The sequence below is a fragment of the Galbibacter sp. genome, assembly GCF_035306585.1.
In the GTDB taxonomy this organism is placed as follows: Bacteria; Bacteroidota; Bacteroidia; order Flavobacteriales; family Flavobacteriaceae; genus Galbibacter.
In genome coordinates this window covers 1-15,130 of the sequence record NZ_DATGNU010000087.1, presented here as the reverse complement: position 1 = coordinate 15,130, position 15,130 = coordinate 1, and the positions used below count along the sequence as shown (strand labels likewise).

Annotated in this window: 14 protein-coding genes; 10 read left to right on the top strand and 4 right to left on the bottom strand. The window is 38.3% G+C overall.

What is annotated here, in order from left to right; all coding sequences use genetic code 11:
- The first annotated feature begins 87 nt into the window (after positions 1–87).
- The 5 genes from VKY50_RS08680 to VKY50_RS08660 all read left to right on the top strand — a co-directional run bounded on the left by VKY50_RS08680 (position 88) and on the right by VKY50_RS08660 (position 8,925).
- Positions 88–897 (top strand): glycogen/starch synthase, encoded by an 810-nt coding sequence (locus VKY50_RS08680; protein WP_324300906.1) that lies wholly within the window; start codon positions 88–90, stop codon positions 895–897.
- Positions 898–962: 65 nt separating this feature from the next.
- The gene (locus VKY50_RS08675) at positions 963–2,564 is read left to right on the top strand and encodes a BamH family beta-barrel-assembly machinery protein (protein ID WP_324300904.1); all 1,602 of its coding nucleotides are present in this window, start codon (positions 963–965) and stop codon (positions 2,562–2,564) included.
- Between the two features lie 21 nt (positions 2,565–2,585).
- A complete protein-coding gene (gene glmS / locus VKY50_RS08670) occupies positions 2,586–4,433 on the top strand; it encodes a glutamine--fructose-6-phosphate transaminase (isomerizing) (protein ID WP_324300903.1) in 1,848 nt (615 codons plus the stop codon).
- A gap of 88 nt (positions 4,434–4,521) precedes the next feature.
- Positions 4,522–7,272, top strand: coding sequence for a TonB-dependent receptor (locus VKY50_RS08665; RefSeq protein ID WP_414652314.1), 2,751 nt, complete (start codon positions 4,522–4,524; stop codon positions 7,270–7,272).
- Positions 7,273–7,293: 21 nt separating this feature from the next.
- Positions 7,294–8,925 (top strand): SGNH/GDSL hydrolase family protein, encoded by a 1,632-nt coding sequence (locus VKY50_RS08660; RefSeq protein WP_324300899.1) that lies wholly within the window; start codon positions 7,294–7,296, stop codon positions 8,923–8,925.
- A gap of 81 nt (positions 8,926–9,006) precedes the next feature.
- On the opposite strand, the gene VKY50_RS08655 is transcribed toward VKY50_RS08660, so the two are convergent.
- Positions 9,007–9,414, bottom strand: coding sequence for a 3D domain-containing protein (locus VKY50_RS08655; RefSeq protein ID WP_324300897.1), 408 nt, complete (start codon positions 9,412–9,414; stop codon positions 9,007–9,009).
- Between the two features lie 134 nt (positions 9,415–9,548).
- Here VKY50_RS08655 and trxA point away from each other — a divergent pair, with 134 nt between their 5' ends.
- Both trxA and VKY50_RS08645 read left to right on the top strand, forming a co-directional pair.
- Positions 9,549–9,899, top strand: a complete 351-nt coding sequence (trxA, locus tag VKY50_RS08650; protein ID WP_262486274.1) for a thioredoxin — start codon at positions 9,549–9,551, stop codon at positions 9,897–9,899.
- 186 nt (positions 9,900–10,085) lie between these two features.
- The gene (locus VKY50_RS08645; RefSeq protein WP_008991295.1) at positions 10,086–10,475 is read left to right on the top strand and encodes an HIT family protein; all 390 of its coding nucleotides are present in this window, start codon (positions 10,086–10,088) and stop codon (positions 10,473–10,475) included.
- Position 10,476: 1 nt separating this feature from the next.
- Here VKY50_RS08645 and VKY50_RS08640 read toward each other — a convergent pair whose 3' ends face one another.
- On the bottom strand, positions 10,477–10,824 hold the full coding sequence (locus tag VKY50_RS08640) for a hypothetical protein (protein ID WP_008991294.1): 348 nt from the start codon (positions 10,822–10,824) through the stop codon (positions 10,477–10,479).
- Positions 10,825–10,842: 18 nt separating this feature from the next.
- Positions 10,843–11,982, bottom strand: coding sequence for a sensor histidine kinase (locus tag VKY50_RS08635; RefSeq protein ID WP_008991293.1), 1,140 nt, complete (start codon positions 11,980–11,982; stop codon positions 10,843–10,845).
- 208 nt (positions 11,983–12,190) lie between these two features.
- Between VKY50_RS08635 and VKY50_RS08630 the strand changes: the two genes are divergently transcribed.
- The 3 genes from VKY50_RS08630 (at position 12,191) to aat (ending at position 14,504) form a co-directional block, all read left to right on the top strand.
- Positions 12,191–13,063 (top strand): flavin reductase family protein, encoded by an 873-nt coding sequence (locus tag VKY50_RS08630; protein ID WP_324300891.1) that lies wholly within the window; start codon positions 12,191–12,193, stop codon positions 13,061–13,063.
- Between the two features lie 109 nt (positions 13,064–13,172).
- Positions 13,173–13,556: a DUF3127 domain-containing protein gene (locus VKY50_RS08625; protein ID WP_008991291.1), complete on the top strand. Its 384-nt coding sequence runs from the start codon at positions 13,173–13,175 to the stop codon at positions 13,554–13,556.
- A 303-nt stretch (positions 13,557–13,859) separates the two neighbouring features.
- A complete protein-coding gene (gene aat / locus VKY50_RS08620; protein ID WP_008991289.1) occupies positions 13,860–14,504 on the top strand; it encodes a leucyl/phenylalanyl-tRNA--protein transferase in 645 nt (214 codons plus the stop codon).
- Here aat and VKY50_RS08615 read toward each other — a convergent pair.
- Complete coding sequence (locus VKY50_RS08615) at positions 14,473–15,069, bottom strand: DNA-3-methyladenine glycosylase I (RefSeq protein ID WP_008991288.1); 597 nt, start codon at positions 15,067–15,069, stop codon at positions 14,473–14,475. The genes aat and VKY50_RS08615 overlap by 32 nt on opposite strands.
- Positions 15,070–15,130: the final 61 nt, after the last annotated feature.

Sequence of the window (15,130 nt, the reverse complement as noted above, 5' to 3'; positions counted from 1 at the left end):
GCAAAGCTATATAAATTAAACGAATTAGGCATATTTTTTGTATTTTTGCATGCTTTAACCTTTAGTTGAAAGTAATAAATAGATTATATGACAGACAAAAGAGTATTATTTGTCGCTTCTGAGATGGTTCCTTATTTGCCTGAGAACGAGGTCTCCTCGATGGCTTATGAGAGTCCTAGGATGGTGAATGACAGAGGTGGACAGATACGAATCTTTATGCCCAGATTTGGAAACATTAATGAACGAAGGCATCAATTACATGAAGTAATTCGTTTATCAGGAATGAACCTTGTGGTCAATGATATGGATATGCCTTTGATTATAAAGGTAGCTTCCATTCCAAAGGAGAGAATTCAGGTTTATTTTATCGATAACGAAGAATACTTCAAACGTAAAGCGACCTTTTCAGATGAGAATGGAGATCTATTTCCTGACAATGATGAACGGGCTATTTTCTTTGCCAAAGGTGTGGTAGAGACGGTTAAAAAACTCAACTGGAATCCCGATATTATTCACGTTCATGGGTGGATGGCTTCCTTGTTACCGTTATATCTTAAAAAATACTATCGGGATGAGCCACTTTTTGCAGAGAGTAAAATTGTGACATCGGTTTACAACAAAGGTTTTGAGGGTACGTTAGATAAAGGAATGCTCGATAAGATTAAATTTGACGGTATAGATCAAAAGGATGTTGCCGCACTTGAAACGCCCAATTACAGTAACTTATTGAAAGTGGCTGTTGATCATTCGGATGCGGTTGTGGTGGCATCTGAGGAATTGCCAGAGGATTTAAAAAAGCATTTAGACTCGTTAAGCAAACCCGTCTTAGGGCATGTTCCAATTTTTGAATTTGAGGATGCCTACACCAATTTTTACCAGACTAAAGTATTAAGTTAATCCAGAGGATTCCAGAGATGATAAAAAATATTTTAAAAAGCAATGTTTTAGTAACACTACTTGTGATGAGTGGTGTTATTTTTTTTACAGCTTGTGAGCGGGACTACAACACCATAGGCGTTGATATTGTCGATGATGGTTCGACGAATATCAAAAAGATCAGCTATGATGTCCAGGCGTATAATAGAAAGTTGTCAGCTGTAAGAACTGATGGATTGAGTGGTTATCAGCTAGCCGATTATGAGCATCCAATCTTTGGAGTTCAGAAAGCCTCTTTTGCTTCTCAATTATCACTTCCAAATTCCAACCCGACCTTTGGAGATGTTTCTCAAGCAAATGAAGACTCTTCTGCTGACAATCAGGAAAACGAAACGGTCACAGAGGTGTACCTTCATATACCATTCTACAGCACCCTTGTCAGTGATACCATTAGTGATCAATCCTCGAATCCTAAAGATTATAGGGTAGATTCCATATTTGGGAACATAAATGCAACCTTCAACATAAAGGTGAATGAATATACAAAATATTTAAGAGCATTGGATCCAGAGACTAATTTCCAAGAGGCTAAGGCGTATTATTCTAACGAAGATCCTACAGCCTTTATCGCTACGGTACTCTTTGATGGTGAAATGGAAGTTAATCAAGAAGAATTGCTTTTCTTTGATAATGAGGATGATCCAGATACACCTGATGAAGATGAATCTGAAGTTCCTTCGGAGCGATTGGCCCCGCGTCTGCGTATTCCACTTAACACACAGTTTTTCCAGGAAAAGGTAATTGATAATGAAGGCAAAAGCCCATTGTTAAGTGCAAATAATTTCCAGGAATACCTAAGAGGTATATATGTTAGTATGGAGACCTCCAATAATGACTTGGCGATGCTACTTGATCTTGCCAATGGTTATGTAGAGGTGCATTACCAATATGATGATACCAATAGCGATGGGGAGGCCATTGTCTCTGAAAAATCGCTAAAACTCAGCCTTAACGCAAATACAGCAAACAAAGTAAACTATCTTAGCCAGGATCCCTATCCACAAGAAATCGCGGAACAGTTTACCAATCAAGATGCCTCTAGATTGTATTTGCATGGTGGTTCAGGTTCCATCGTAGAGGTCGATATCTCAAACGGCAGTGGAAATGCCTTAAACGAGCTCCAAGAAGCCAGATCCAAAGGATGGTTGATCAATGAAGCTAGCTTGGTGTTTTATGTGGATGAAACGGCCCTAGGGCAAGAAGGCGTAGCAACCCTTCCAAAGAGAATTTACCTCTATGATTATCAAAATGAACGACCGTTGATCGACTATAATGTTGATTTAAGCCAGAATACAGGAGTCGATTCTACCAGCTACGCTATCTTCGACGGTAGACTGGATAAGGAGAATAGTGTTGGGCCGCGGTATAAATTTAGGATCACCAATTATATCAATAATCTCATTAAAAATGATTCTTTAAATATTAAACTTGGTTTAAGCACAACTAACAGTATATTAAATACGGCAAATGTTTCGGCAATATTAGCAGCTGATTCACGTTTAATAAAAGTTCCTCAAGCCAGTATACCTAATTTCCAAGGAACAGTCCTTTATGGAAATGATGTTCCTAATGATGTAAGTGATAAAAAACTTAAATTAGAAATATACTATACTGAACCTGAAAAATAAACCGATTTTAAAGAAAAATTTATGTGTGGAATAGTTGGATATATCGGGGGTAAGCAAGCCTACCCTATAGTGACCAAAGGTCTTGAACGTCTGGAATACAGAGGATATGACAGTGCAGGTATCGTACTTTTTGATGGCCTTGACATTAAACTTTGTAAAACCAAAGGAAAAGTAGCCGATTTGAAATCTAAGGCAGAACTCGATGGAGTTACCGATGGAAATATTGGCTTAGGACATACTCGTTGGGCTACCCATGGTGTTCCAAATGATGTGAACGCCCACCCTCATTACTCAAATTCTGGCAATCTTGTTATTATACACAATGGAATCATAGAGAATTATGGTGCTATTAAAAAGGCCCTGCAAGAGAGAGGATATCATTTTGAATCTGATACCGATACCGAGGTACTAGTCAATTTGATAGAAGATATCAAACTCAATGAAGGCGTAAAACTAGGCAAGGCAGTTCAACTTGCGTTAAATCAAGTAATTGGTGCTTATGCAATCGCTGTATTTGACAAAACTAAGCCAGATGAAATTATAGCAGCAAAATTGGGAAGTCCACTAGCCATTGGAGTTGGAGAGGATGAGTTTTTCATCGCCTCTGATGCTTCTCCATTTATTGAGTTTACCAATAATGCTATTTATCTAGAGGACGAGCAGATGGCAATCATAAGATTGGGTAGAGACGTAAAGGTTCGCCAAATTAGAGATGATAAGGCGGTCGCTCCGTATGTTCAAGAATTGCAACTCAATTTAGAGCAAATTGAAAAGAATGGCTATGACCATTTTATGCTAAAAGAAATCCACGAACAGCCTGAGGCCATTAAGGATACCTTTAGGGGTCGTCTTTTGCTCAATGATGGAATTATTAAAATGGCTGGAATTGAGGATAATATAGAGCGCCTTACTAATGCACAACGAATTATCATTGTTGCCTGTGGAACTTCATGGCACGCGGGTCTTGTCGCGGAATATATATTTGAAGATTTAATCCGAATTCCAGTGGAGGTAGAATATGCTTCGGAATTCCGATATAGAAACCCTGTAATAACACCCAATGATGTGGTCATTGCCATATCGCAATCGGGAGAGACGGCAGATACTTTGGCAGCAATTAAGCTTGCAAAGGAAAAAGGAGCCTTCGTATTTGGTGTTTGTAATGTAGTAGGATCATCTATTGCAAGAGAAACACACGCTGGTGCCTATACCCATGCTGGTCCAGAAATTGGAGTAGCCTCTACCAAAGCCTTTACTACGCAGATCACCGTACTTTCTTTGATCGCACTGAAATTGGCACAGTCTAAAGGAATGCTATCAGCTTCACAACTGCGTGAATACATCGCAGAGATGGAAGCGATCCCTGCAAAAGTAGAAGAATGCTTGAAGGTAGATGCGCATGTGAAGTATATCTCTTCGATGTATAAGGATTCACCTAACTTCTTATACCTAGGAAGAGGGTATAATTTCCCAGTAGCTTTAGAGGGTGCTTTAAAATTAAAAGAGATCTCTTATATCCACGCGGAAGGATATCCTGCTGCAGAGATGAAACACGGTCCTATTGCCTTAATTGATGAGCATATGCCAGTGGTGGTTATTGCGACCAAACGAGGGCATTACGAAAAAGTTTTAAGTAACATTCAAGAGATAAAATCTAGAAAAGCTAAGATAATCGCTGTAGTAACTAAAGGAGATACGGAGGTAAGAGAGATGGCTGATCACGTGATAGAAGTTCCAGAAACTTTGGAAGGGTTAGCGCCTTTAATAACTACGATTCCACTTCAATTGCTCTCCTACTATATTGCAGTAATGAGAGAATGTAATGTTGATCAACCGCGTAATTTAGCAAAATCCGTTACAGTGGAGTAAAAAATATTAATTCCGTAATTTTTAAACTAAATAATTACGGAATTGAAAAAATATGTATATTGTTCTTATCTAAATCAATCTAAAACTAATGATTATGATAAGAACAATTTTTTTTGTTCTAAGTTTACTCTGTAGTGGCATATGCTTAGGACAAATTACCATTCAAGGTAAAGTAGTAGATACGCACCAACAACCCATTCCTAGTGCATCATTGCAAGTGGTTGGTCAGACGCAAGGGGTTGCAACAGATTTCAACGGAAACTTTTCACTTCAACTTGAATCTTTGCCAGCAAGCATAAGAGTATCTAGTATTGGATTTGTTACGCAAACGATTTCGTTCTCCAGTGCCGCTCCCCTGACCATTGTACTGGAAGAAGAAACGATGAGTTTAGGAGAGATTGTAGTCTCTGCCTCCAGGACTCCAGAACGTATTTTTGAATCACCAGTGACGGTGGAAAGGTTTGGTTTAAAAGAAATCAAAAACACGGCCTCTGTAGATTTTTATGACGGTCTTGAAAACCTAAAAGGGGTGGATATTAATACCAATAGTCTAACCTTTAAGTCTATCAACACTAGAGGATTTGCCTCTTTTGCCAATACCCGGTTTGTACAATTGGTTGATGGGATGGATAATTCCGCTCCAGCGTTAAACTTTGTACTAGGAAATTTACTAGGAATGACCGAGATCGATGTGCAAAGCGTCGAACTCTTGCCTGGGGCATCTTCGGCACTCTACGGAGCAAATGCCTTTAATGGGATTTTGTTTATGAGAAGTAAAAGTCCGTTTGATTTCGAGGGGATCAGTGCATATGCGAAATCAGGTTTAACTTCTCAAAAAGCTGCCGGCGACAATATATTCTGGGATTTAGGCATTCGAGCAGCCAAGAAGTTTTCCGATAAATTCGCAGGGAAAGTTAATTTCTCTTATTTGGAAGGTACGGATTGGTTTGCGGTGAGTCAAGATAACGTGTTAATGCCTGGAACAGGTCGTGAGCAAAATGATTATGACGGATTAAATGTCTACGGAGATGAAGTAAGTACGAATATTCAAGCGGTAGGTTTGGCCTTGGCTCAAGCTGGAATAATTCCTTCTGGAGCTGTGAATTTGCTCCCCGATGAGAATGTAAGTCGTACAGGATATTTGGAAAGTGACCTTACCGACTACCAGGCGCAGAGTATCAAGTTTGATGGTGCACTTCACTATCGTCCCTTTGCTGATGATTTGGAATTGATATACCAAGTGAAAATCGGTAAAGGAGCCACCATCTATCAAGGTGCGAACCGGTATGCTCTAAAGAATTTCTTTCTTCAACAACATAAAGTGGAAATCAAAAACGATAATTTTTTCTTGAGAGCGTATATGACCGATGAGGATGCTGGAGACTCCTACGACATGCGTTTTACCGGTATAAATATCAATAGGTTCTGGAAGAGTGATCAACAATGGTTTGGTGAGTATGCCGGAGCTTATATTCAGGCGACATTAGCGGGGGCGTCAAATGAACAAGCGCACCAATTAGCTAGACAAACAGCCGAGACTGGAAGGCTGATCCCTGGAACCCCGGCCTTTGAGCAAGCTTTGAACTCGGTGACTAGTAATCCTGATCTTGCAACTGGTTCACAATTTAGGGATGGATCTCAGTTGTATCATGCCGATGGTAACTATAACTTTGCGCACCTGATTGATTTTGCGGATATACAAGTTGGAGGATCTTACAGAACCTATAGGTTGAACTCCTTTGGCACAATTTTTACCGATTATGACGGACCTATCAGTTATAGTGAGCTAGGGTTATACACTCAAATTCAAAAACAACTAATGGATGAGCGCTTAAAGCTTACAGCTTCGCTTCGTTATGATAAATCAGAGTTATTCGATGGGCAAATGACACCGCGATTTTCCATTGGCTATACCGCTGGAAATAAGAGAAATCACAATTTTCGAGCCTCTGTTCAATCTGCCTTTAGAAACCCAACCACGCAAGATCTGTATATTGGATTGGATGTTGGTAGAGCCATTTTGGTGGGGTCTTCAAAGGACAATTTAGATCGCTATGTTCGTGATTTTCCTGTCAATAATGTAGCGGCAAATGGTGGAAATGCTACTGCGACCATTAGCGGTAGAGCAGCTTATGAAAATTCTTTTTCTGCTGCTTCTGTAGCACAAGGCGCTCCAGTTTCTTCTGAAGTAGCACTAGTAGAACCAGAAAAAGCGATGGCTTATGAAGTTGGTTACCGTGGGCATTTTGGGAAAGTGACCGTAGATTTAAACGCTTATTATACTGATTACAATGATTTTATAGCTTCACAGAATGTCATTTCTCCTTTGTATGGGCAGGTAGGTGATAACTCCCTTTCACTTCTTGCATTACAAAGTGGTGATTATAAAGTGTTTCAGGCCTACACCAATGCCGATTCAGGAGTACAATCTTATGGTGCTTCTATTGCGGTAGCTAGTAAAATTTTAAATGGATTTGATATCAGTGCCAATTATACATTTGCTGATTTCGAGCAAGACGATCCTGAGTTTAGAGCCAGCTTTAATACGCCTAAACACAAAGTTAAAGCATCATTTGGACATACAGAACTAGTTAAAAATTTTGGTTTTAACCTTAGTTACAGATGGAGCGATTCCTATTTCTGGCAGTCCAGTTTTGGCGATGGAAACATTCCGTCGATCTCCGTTTTTGATGCTCAGTTGAATTATACGGTGCCTAAAATCAAGTCTATTTTTAAAGTTGGTGCGGCCAACTTATCTGGAGAGGAGTACTATACAGCTTACGGTACAGGACTTATCGGTACACAACTTTATGTTTCCTGGACCATTAATAATTTTTAAGCTAAATAAAAATCGAAGAATATGAAAATTACTATAATAAGATATATCCCCTATGTAAGCTTGCTAGCTATGATAGCTCTGGTAAGCCATAGCTGTAGTTCGGATGATGATTCAGTCGCAACGGAGGAACCAGCCGTAGTTTATTCCGCTGGAGAAGCTGACTTTTCAACATATGTCTCTCTTGGAAATTCCTTGACCTCTGGATTTACAGATGGTGCTTTATTTGTCTCGGGTCAACAAAATTCACTACCAAATATTCTAGCCACTCAGTTTGCGGAAGTTGGAGGTGGAGATTTTACACAACCTTTAATGGCAGATAATTTAGGAGGTATGATAATGGCAGGAGCTACCATTCTAGAACCTAGGCTGTACTTCGATGGGGCAGGCCCAGTGCGCTTACCCGCTTCACCGACCACCGATGTGTCTTCTATTTTAACCGCACCTTATAATAATATGGGAGTGCCTGGAGCTTTGAGTTATCATTTATTGGCTCCAGGATATGGAAATATAGCTGGTTTAGCAACTGGGGAGGCAAATCCATATTTTGTCCGTTTTGCTTCAAGTCCATCGACAAGTATACTGGCAGATGCATTATCACAACAACCGACATTTTTCTCTCTTTGGATTGGAAATAATGATGTTTTAGGGTATGCTACCTCTGGGGGTACTGGGGTTGATCAAATAGGGAATATGGATCCCAGCACCTACGCATCCAATGATATCACCGATCCTATGGTATTTGCCAATGTATATACCACTATTGTAGAACAATTAAGTAGTAATGATACCAAAGGTGTGGTGGCTAATATTCCGGATATTACCACAGTCCCTTTCTTTACAACTGTTCCTTATAATCCATTAAGTCCAGAAAATCCTGATTTCGCTGCTCAAATTCCAATGTTGAATTCTATTTTTGGCGCTTTAAACCAAATTTATACGGCTTTGCAAATGCCTGAGCGTACCATCATTTTTTCAGAAGATGCACCAAGCGCAGTGATCATTAAAGACGAATATCTCACTGATATTTCCCTTCAAATTGAAGGCGCATTAAATGCAAACCCTGGCTTTCCAACTTTTTTAGCGCAATTTGGACTGCCTGCTCAATTTGCTCCTATGGTTGCTAAATTAATGGGAAGCATGTACGGTCAATCAAGGCAAGCCACAGAGGAAGATTTGTTTGTTCTTCCAAGTAGCAGTACTATTGGTACAGTCAATGTAGAGGCCAAGCAGAATTTAATGTCCATGGGGCTGAGTCAACAACTTGCTGGACAATTCTCAGTAGAAGGAATTACCCTTCCCATGGAAGATAAATGGGTCTTGGTTCCTGAGGAACAAGCGGCTGTTAAAAATGCGACCCAAGCATTCAACGCTACCATTGCATCGGTGGCAGCGTCAAAAGGATTGGCTTTTGTAGATGCCAATGCAATTTTAAAAGATGTCGCAGAAACTGGCGTGGCGTTCGATTCCTTTACCCTTAAAGGTGATTTGGTTTTTGGAGGAGCTTTTTCCTTGGATGGGATTCACCCAACTGCAAGAGGGTATGCTTTTGTGGCTAATGCTTTTTTAGAGGCTATAGAAAAAGCGTATAACGCGACTTTACCTCGTGTTAAGGCAGCAGATTATAATATCCTATATCCTGCACAGCTTCCATAAAATTTAAGCCGACCAAAAGTATAATATAAATAAACGAGCAATTTTCTTTTATGACTGGTACTTTATTTTAGGTACCAGTTTTTATTTTTTTAAAATCCCATATTCTACCTTAAGCGTTCGGACTCCAAAGGCTTTCGCCTTTTGAATATCATGACCCATGTATAGGTCTATTTTATTTCTGTGGCGCGCATGCATTTTATCTTTCACCAGATAATATCCAGAATAGCCTTCTATTTTAAAAGGAGTATTTCTTGTAATACCAAGTTTTATAAGATCTCTTGAGATGGCGATCGCTTTCATACCTGGTTGAAGTTTATCTCCCCAAGCACCTATCGACGGATTTCCAACAGTCTGAGCTTTGGTCGAATTATAAGCGGAGGCCTTTACTTTTTTTTCGACCCAAACGTAGTTGTCTGGATCTATGCTATGTTGGCCATAGACCCCATAAACGGTAAGCAAGGTGAAAAGCAGCATTACAATATATTTCATATGTTGTCCTTTTTAACTAACATTAAAACGCTTGTTAACTTTTTAAAGTATAAATGATTCAAATGTATAGATAATCAAAACAAATAATTCAATTGTAAGGATGCCAGAAATAATTGACTAAATTTGCAGAACACATAAAAGAAAGTGAAACTCTAAAATATTTTAAGATGGCTTTAGAAATAACAGATGCTACTTTTGATGAGGTAGTTTTAAAAAGTGACAAACCAGTTTTAGTTGACTTTTGGGCTGCTTGGTGTGGACCATGTAGAATGGTTGGACCAATCATTGACCAAATTAGCGAGGAGTATGATGGAAAGGCAATCGTTGGTAAATTGGACGTAGATGCAAATCAAGAATTTGCAGCCAAGTACGGAGTGAGAAACATCCCAACAGTTTTGGTTTTCCAGAATGGAGAGCTTGTAGGACGTCAGGTAGGTGTATCACCTAAAAATGCCTACACCGACGCTATCGACTCACTTTTATAGTAGAGAATAGCTATTAGAAGATATATACCAAAGAAGGTAAAAAAATTATAAAAATACCATTCAAAATATGTTTTTGGGTGGTATTTTTATGTCATGAAGTCTGAAATCAGTGGATTTAGTTTAAAAAAAGGTTTGAACTATTGCCAAAGCTTTTCTACTTTAGTATTTCAATAAACCATTACACTTATGGCATCCATATTTACTAAAATTATCCAAGGGGAAATTCCATGTTACAAAATTGCTGAAGATGATCAGTTCTTTGCTTTTTTGGATATCAATCCAAATACAGCTGGTCACACCTTATGCGTACCAAAGAAGGAGGTCGACAAAATATTCGATTTGGATGAGCAGACATATATGGATCTTATGGCCTTCTCAAGAAGAGTAGCAATTGGCATAAAGAAGGTTGTTGATTGTAAGCGTATAGGGATGTCTGTAGTTGGTTTAGAGGTGCCTCATACCCACGTGCATCTTATTCCTTTAAATGCTATGAATGATGTAACCTTTCAAACTAAGGTTAAACTTACAGAAGAAGAATTTCAAGATATTGCCAGTAAGATTCGAGCTGCGCTATAGGTTATATCACATTATTTACAATTACATATACTGCAATTCCCACCACCGCTATAGCCAACAGGGTAATGACTGCTAAACGGGTTAGCTTAAAATAGCGAGTTGGAGATTCAATAGACTTAAGGTAAAATTCTCGAACTCTCTCAATATCATCAGTCCATCGTACTGGATAAATATCTGTATTACAATTTTGGCATTTTATACTATCGGTGATCTCACCAGTGGCTTTTTTATACCAAGGGCTTTCAACATGTTTTTGATAAAAAGTCAACATTAAGCCTTCGTTTGAAAAACATTCAGGACAATTGTTAGTCAGTGTGGTTTGTTTGATCTCTTTTTGTCTAATTTTCACGATGTATAAATTTACCTGTTATGGTGTTGTCTTTAACACAATTTGCATTTTAGTCCCCTTACCTACAGTAGAGGCAAAAACTCTAACTCTACCATTGTGATAGTCTTCAATTATTCTTTTTACCAAGGATAAACCAAGTCCCCACCCTCTTTTCTTTGTCGTATACCCTGGCTCAAATATTTGATGGAAATCATTTTTCTGAATTCCTTTTCCAATATCAATAACGTTAATTTTGACAAATTTCTTATCCAATACTACCTCTATTGTAAGCCTGCCCTTTCCCTTCATTGCGTCAATAGCATTCTTAATAAGGTTTTCTATAGTCCAGCTATAGAGCTGTCGATTAATGTCACAATATATAGGAATTTCGGGGGATTTAAAATCAAATTCCACAAGTTTTGAACTTCTTAGTTCTAAATACTGAAATGTTTTGTAGGTTTCAGCAACGACATCTGATTTCTCTAATGCCGGTACTGACCCTATTTTAGAAAAACGTTCTGTAATTACCAATAGACGGTCGATGTCCTTTTCAATTTCTGCGGTAATCTCTGGGTTTACATTTTCAGCCTTTAAAAGCTCACTCCAACCCAAGAGTGAGGAAAGTGGTGTTCCAATTTGGTGTGCTGTTTCCTTGGCCATTCCTGCCCATAGCTTATTTTGATCTGCTACTTTGAAGGTTCTATAAAAGAAATAGACCACTGCAGCAAAGAGAAATATCACCAATAGAAGAGCCATAGGATAGTATTTCAGATTGTTTAGCACATCTGAATTACCGTAATATAACGTGCCATATTTGGTGTTTCTAAAGGTGACATCTATTGGAGGGTTTTCCGTGGTGAACTGTTGTATCTTTCGCTGAATATACACACTGTCATCAACCCTGTTTTCCGGGAGGTTGTTGGAGGTAACCTCTCCTTCATTTCCAACGTATATAATTGGGGTACTGGTATTGTTTTTCATCACCGCTAAGGTGACATTACCCATATCCCGATCCAAATCTGTAGTTTGAATAAACTCACCCAGCGCCTCGGCCCAAATGGTCATTTTGGCCCTCTCCTCCTCCTTAAAACGCTGAAAAAACACATAGGTATTCCATAATACTGAGGTCACTATGGCAATAGAAGATATGATGAGTATCCAACGGGTGGTTTTTTTCAATAGTTAAAATTTAAATTCGACTGTATCACTAAAGATAAAGCAAAAGATGTAAATTTATTGCATTCGAGGAAACTTTCGAAGCATTTTTAATTGCAAGCAAAATTCGAAACCCCCTAAATTCAGTGCTGTTTTTCAAGCACGGGGCTAAGTTAGTTTGTATTATTTAAGGCCATAGTTATTTTACATTATTTTTGTTTAAAACTCATATATGTTGACCATTGATCCAAAAGAAATATCCACTGCTAAATTACATTCCTATTTATTAAATGCTATCGCTCCAAGACCCATAGCATTTGCCAGTACTATTGATAAAAAAGGAAAAGTGAATTTATCGCCTTTTAGCTTTTTCAATGTATACAGTTCCAATCCTCCGATTATGATATTTTCAGTAAATAGGAGGGTAAGGGATAATACCACCAAGCACACTTTGGAAAATATATTACAAACCAACCAAGTGGTCATTAATATTGTTGATCATACCATAGTTCATCAAGCTTCATTGAGTAGTACAGAGTACCCAAAAGGAGTTAATGAGTTTATAAAGTCAGGTTTGACAATGCGTAAGTCAGAAGTTGTCAAACCATATAGGGTAGCAGAATCTCCTGTGCAGTTTGAGTGTAAAGTAAATGAGGTTATTGCCTTAGGAGATCAAGGAGGAGCTGGGAATTTAATTATTGCAGAGGTTCTGAAAATCCACATTCGCCCCGAGATTTTGGATGAAAACAATGCGATCGATCCGCTAAAAATTGATTTGGTGGCACGTATGGGAGGTGATTGGTATACCCGTGCTAGAGAAGGAATGTTTGAGGTGCCTAAACCGCTAAGATCAAAAGGCATTGGTGTGGATCAGATTCCTGAGTTTATAAGAAATAGTAACACATTAACAGGGAACGACCTTGGGAGGCTCGCCAATGTAGAGCGATTACCTTTAAAGCAGGAAGTGGAAGATTATATCTCAGAAAACATGAAGGTTCGAGAGCTCTTAAGTGGTGATGATCGAAGTCAAGTTCACCAAAGAGCAAAAGAATTAATTGAACAAAATAAAGTAGTAGAAGCCTGGAAACTATTACTGGCAAAGTAATTAATTTTTTTACCTTTGAAAACGAATTGTCAGAATGTCAATATTAATGTAAATTCATCTGATTTTTTGTGGAAATTAGTGGATTTGCAATATAAATTAAAGTTAGGATATGGAATTACAAGGAAGAATTAAGTTGATTGATGAGACTAAAACCTTCGGGAATAACGGTTTTAGAAAAAGAGAGGTGGTCGTTACCACAGAAGAGCAATACCCACAACACATCATGGTTGAGTTTGTACAAGATAAATGTGATTTGCTTAATGCTTATCAGCCAGGTCAACAGGTTAAAATAAGTATCAACCTAAGAGGAAGAGAATGGACAAATCCACAAGGTGAGACTAAATATTTTAATTCTATTCAAGGATGGAGAATTGAGAATCTTGAAGCAGCACAAGGGGCTTCACCTGTGAATCATCCTCCTGTATCTCCACAAGATGCCTTTGAGCCAGCAAATGATTTCAAAGAAGATGAGCATGACGATCTGCCGTTTTAATAGGGGGGATTCAACCAAAAAATAGATTGTCGTAAGGATTGACTATAGTTAATTCTTAAGTGATCAACATCTAAAATAAGAAGAAAGCCTCGATATTATTACAATATCGAGGCTTAATTTTGTGGTTTTAGGTTTGCCAATGCTGTAAATTCAAAAAAGCAATGATGAAAAAATTTGTTTGCAAAGGCACTTCCAAAGTAGGGATAAAAAATGGATAATACCAATAAAATTTTCATTTTTAATGTTATTTTACTAAAATATTTGACAATACCTTGATACATTATGGTTTTTCTTACAGAAAACATGAGATTTCCTCCGGTTGATAGTGCAACAGAGGAAGGTGTAGTAGCTGTTGGTGGAGACTTATCAACCAAACGGTTGATAGAGGCTTATTCAGAGGGAATTTTTCCTTGGTTTGATCATGGTTCTTTAATCATGTGGTGGAGTCCTGATCCTAGAATGGTGTTGCCTCCATCAGAGGTGAAGGTGTCAAAAAGTATGCGCAACATCTTTAACAGACAAGTTTTTAAGGTGACCTACAATAAGGCATTTGACCAAGTGATTAGACATTGTGCTTCCATCTCTCGTAAAGGACAGGATGATACTTGGATCACCCAAGAGATGATTCAAGCCTATAATGCCCTTTATCAAAAAGGTATTGCTAAATCTGTTGAGGTTTGGTACAACTCTGAGCTTGTTGGTGGACTCTATGGTATAGACTTAGGCCATGTGTTTTGTGGAGAAAGCATGTTTTCACTAATGAGTAATGCTTCCAAAATAGCACTGATTAGTCTTTCCAATACCTTAGAGGCGAAAAAATATCATCTTATCGATTGCCAGATGTATACTGATCATTTAGCTTCCATGGGAGCAAGAGAAATCCCGAGAAAAGACTTTATAAAAATTCTAAAAAGTACTAAGTCAGACTTTGAATCTCCTTATATCTAAAACAGTCAATTTGATGGTCATTCACCATCCCTGTAGCCTGCATATGAGCATAAATTACCGTAGAACCTACGAATTTAAACCCTCTTTTTTTTAAGTCCTTACTCAAGGCGTCCGATATGCTAGTTGTAGCTGGAGCTTCTTTGTAATGTTTTACTTGATTTTGGATTGGTTTTCCATCCACAAAATTCCAAATATAGGCGCTAAAACTTCCAAATTCCTCTTGGATGGCCATGAACTGTATGGCATTTGTGATGGTCGCCTTTATTTTCAATTTATTTCTTATAATACCAGGATTTTGTAACAGCAATTCATACTTTTGCTCACCATAATTAGCGATTTTTTTATAGTCAAATTGATCGAAGGCTTCTCGGAAGTTTTCGCGTTTTCTCAAGATAGTAATCCAGCTCAAGCCGGCCTGAAAAGTTTCGAGAACTAAAAACTCAAACAGCGTTTGATCATCATACACCGGAACACCCCATTGTTGATCGTGATAAGCTTCATATAGTGGGTCTCCTTCGCACCAGCCGCATCTTATTTTCTTTGCTTTTACGGTTGAATTATCCATGATTTTTTATTGATTTAATTTGAGTATATAGATTGCTTTTTACTGTAAGGTTCCTAAGAAA

Excerpts from the sequence above, each read along its gene's own strand:
- VKY50_RS08660 (WP_324300899.1), top strand. The coding sequence starts at position 7,294 with ATGAAAATTACTATAATAAGATATATCCCCTATGTAAGCTTGCTAGCT.
- VKY50_RS08630 (WP_324300891.1), top strand. The coding sequence starts at position 12,191 with ATGTTGACCATTGATCCAAAAGAAATATCCACTGCTAAATTACATTCC.
- VKY50_RS08665 (WP_414652314.1), top strand. The coding sequence starts at position 4,522 with ATGATTATGATAAGAACAATTTTTTTTGTTCTAAGTTTACTCTGTAGT.
- VKY50_RS08645 (WP_008991295.1), top strand. The coding sequence starts at position 10,086 with ATGGCATCCATATTTACTAAAATTATCCAAGGGGAAATTCCATGTTAC.
- glmS (WP_324300903.1), top strand. The coding sequence starts at position 2,586 with ATGTGTGGAATAGTTGGATATATCGGGGGTAAGCAAGCCTACCCTATA.
- aat (WP_008991289.1), top strand. The coding sequence starts at position 13,860 with ATGAGATTTCCTCCGGTTGATAGTGCAACAGAGGAAGGTGTAGTAGCT.
- VKY50_RS08625 (WP_008991291.1), top strand. The coding sequence starts at position 13,173 with ATGGAATTACAAGGAAGAATTAAGTTGATTGATGAGACTAAAACCTTC.
- VKY50_RS08675 (WP_324300904.1), top strand. The coding sequence starts at position 963 with ATGAGTGGTGTTATTTTTTTTACAGCTTGTGAGCGGGACTACAACACC.
- VKY50_RS08655 (WP_324300897.1), bottom strand. The coding sequence starts at position 9,414 with ATGAAATATATTGTAATGCTGCTTTTCACCTTGCTTACCGTTTATGGG.
- VKY50_RS08615 (WP_008991288.1), bottom strand. The coding sequence starts at position 15,069 with ATGGATAATTCAACCGTAAAAGCAAAGAAAATAAGATGCGGCTGGTGC.
- VKY50_RS08680 (WP_324300906.1), top strand. The coding sequence starts at position 88 with ATGACAGACAAAAGAGTATTATTTGTCGCTTCTGAGATGGTTCCTTAT.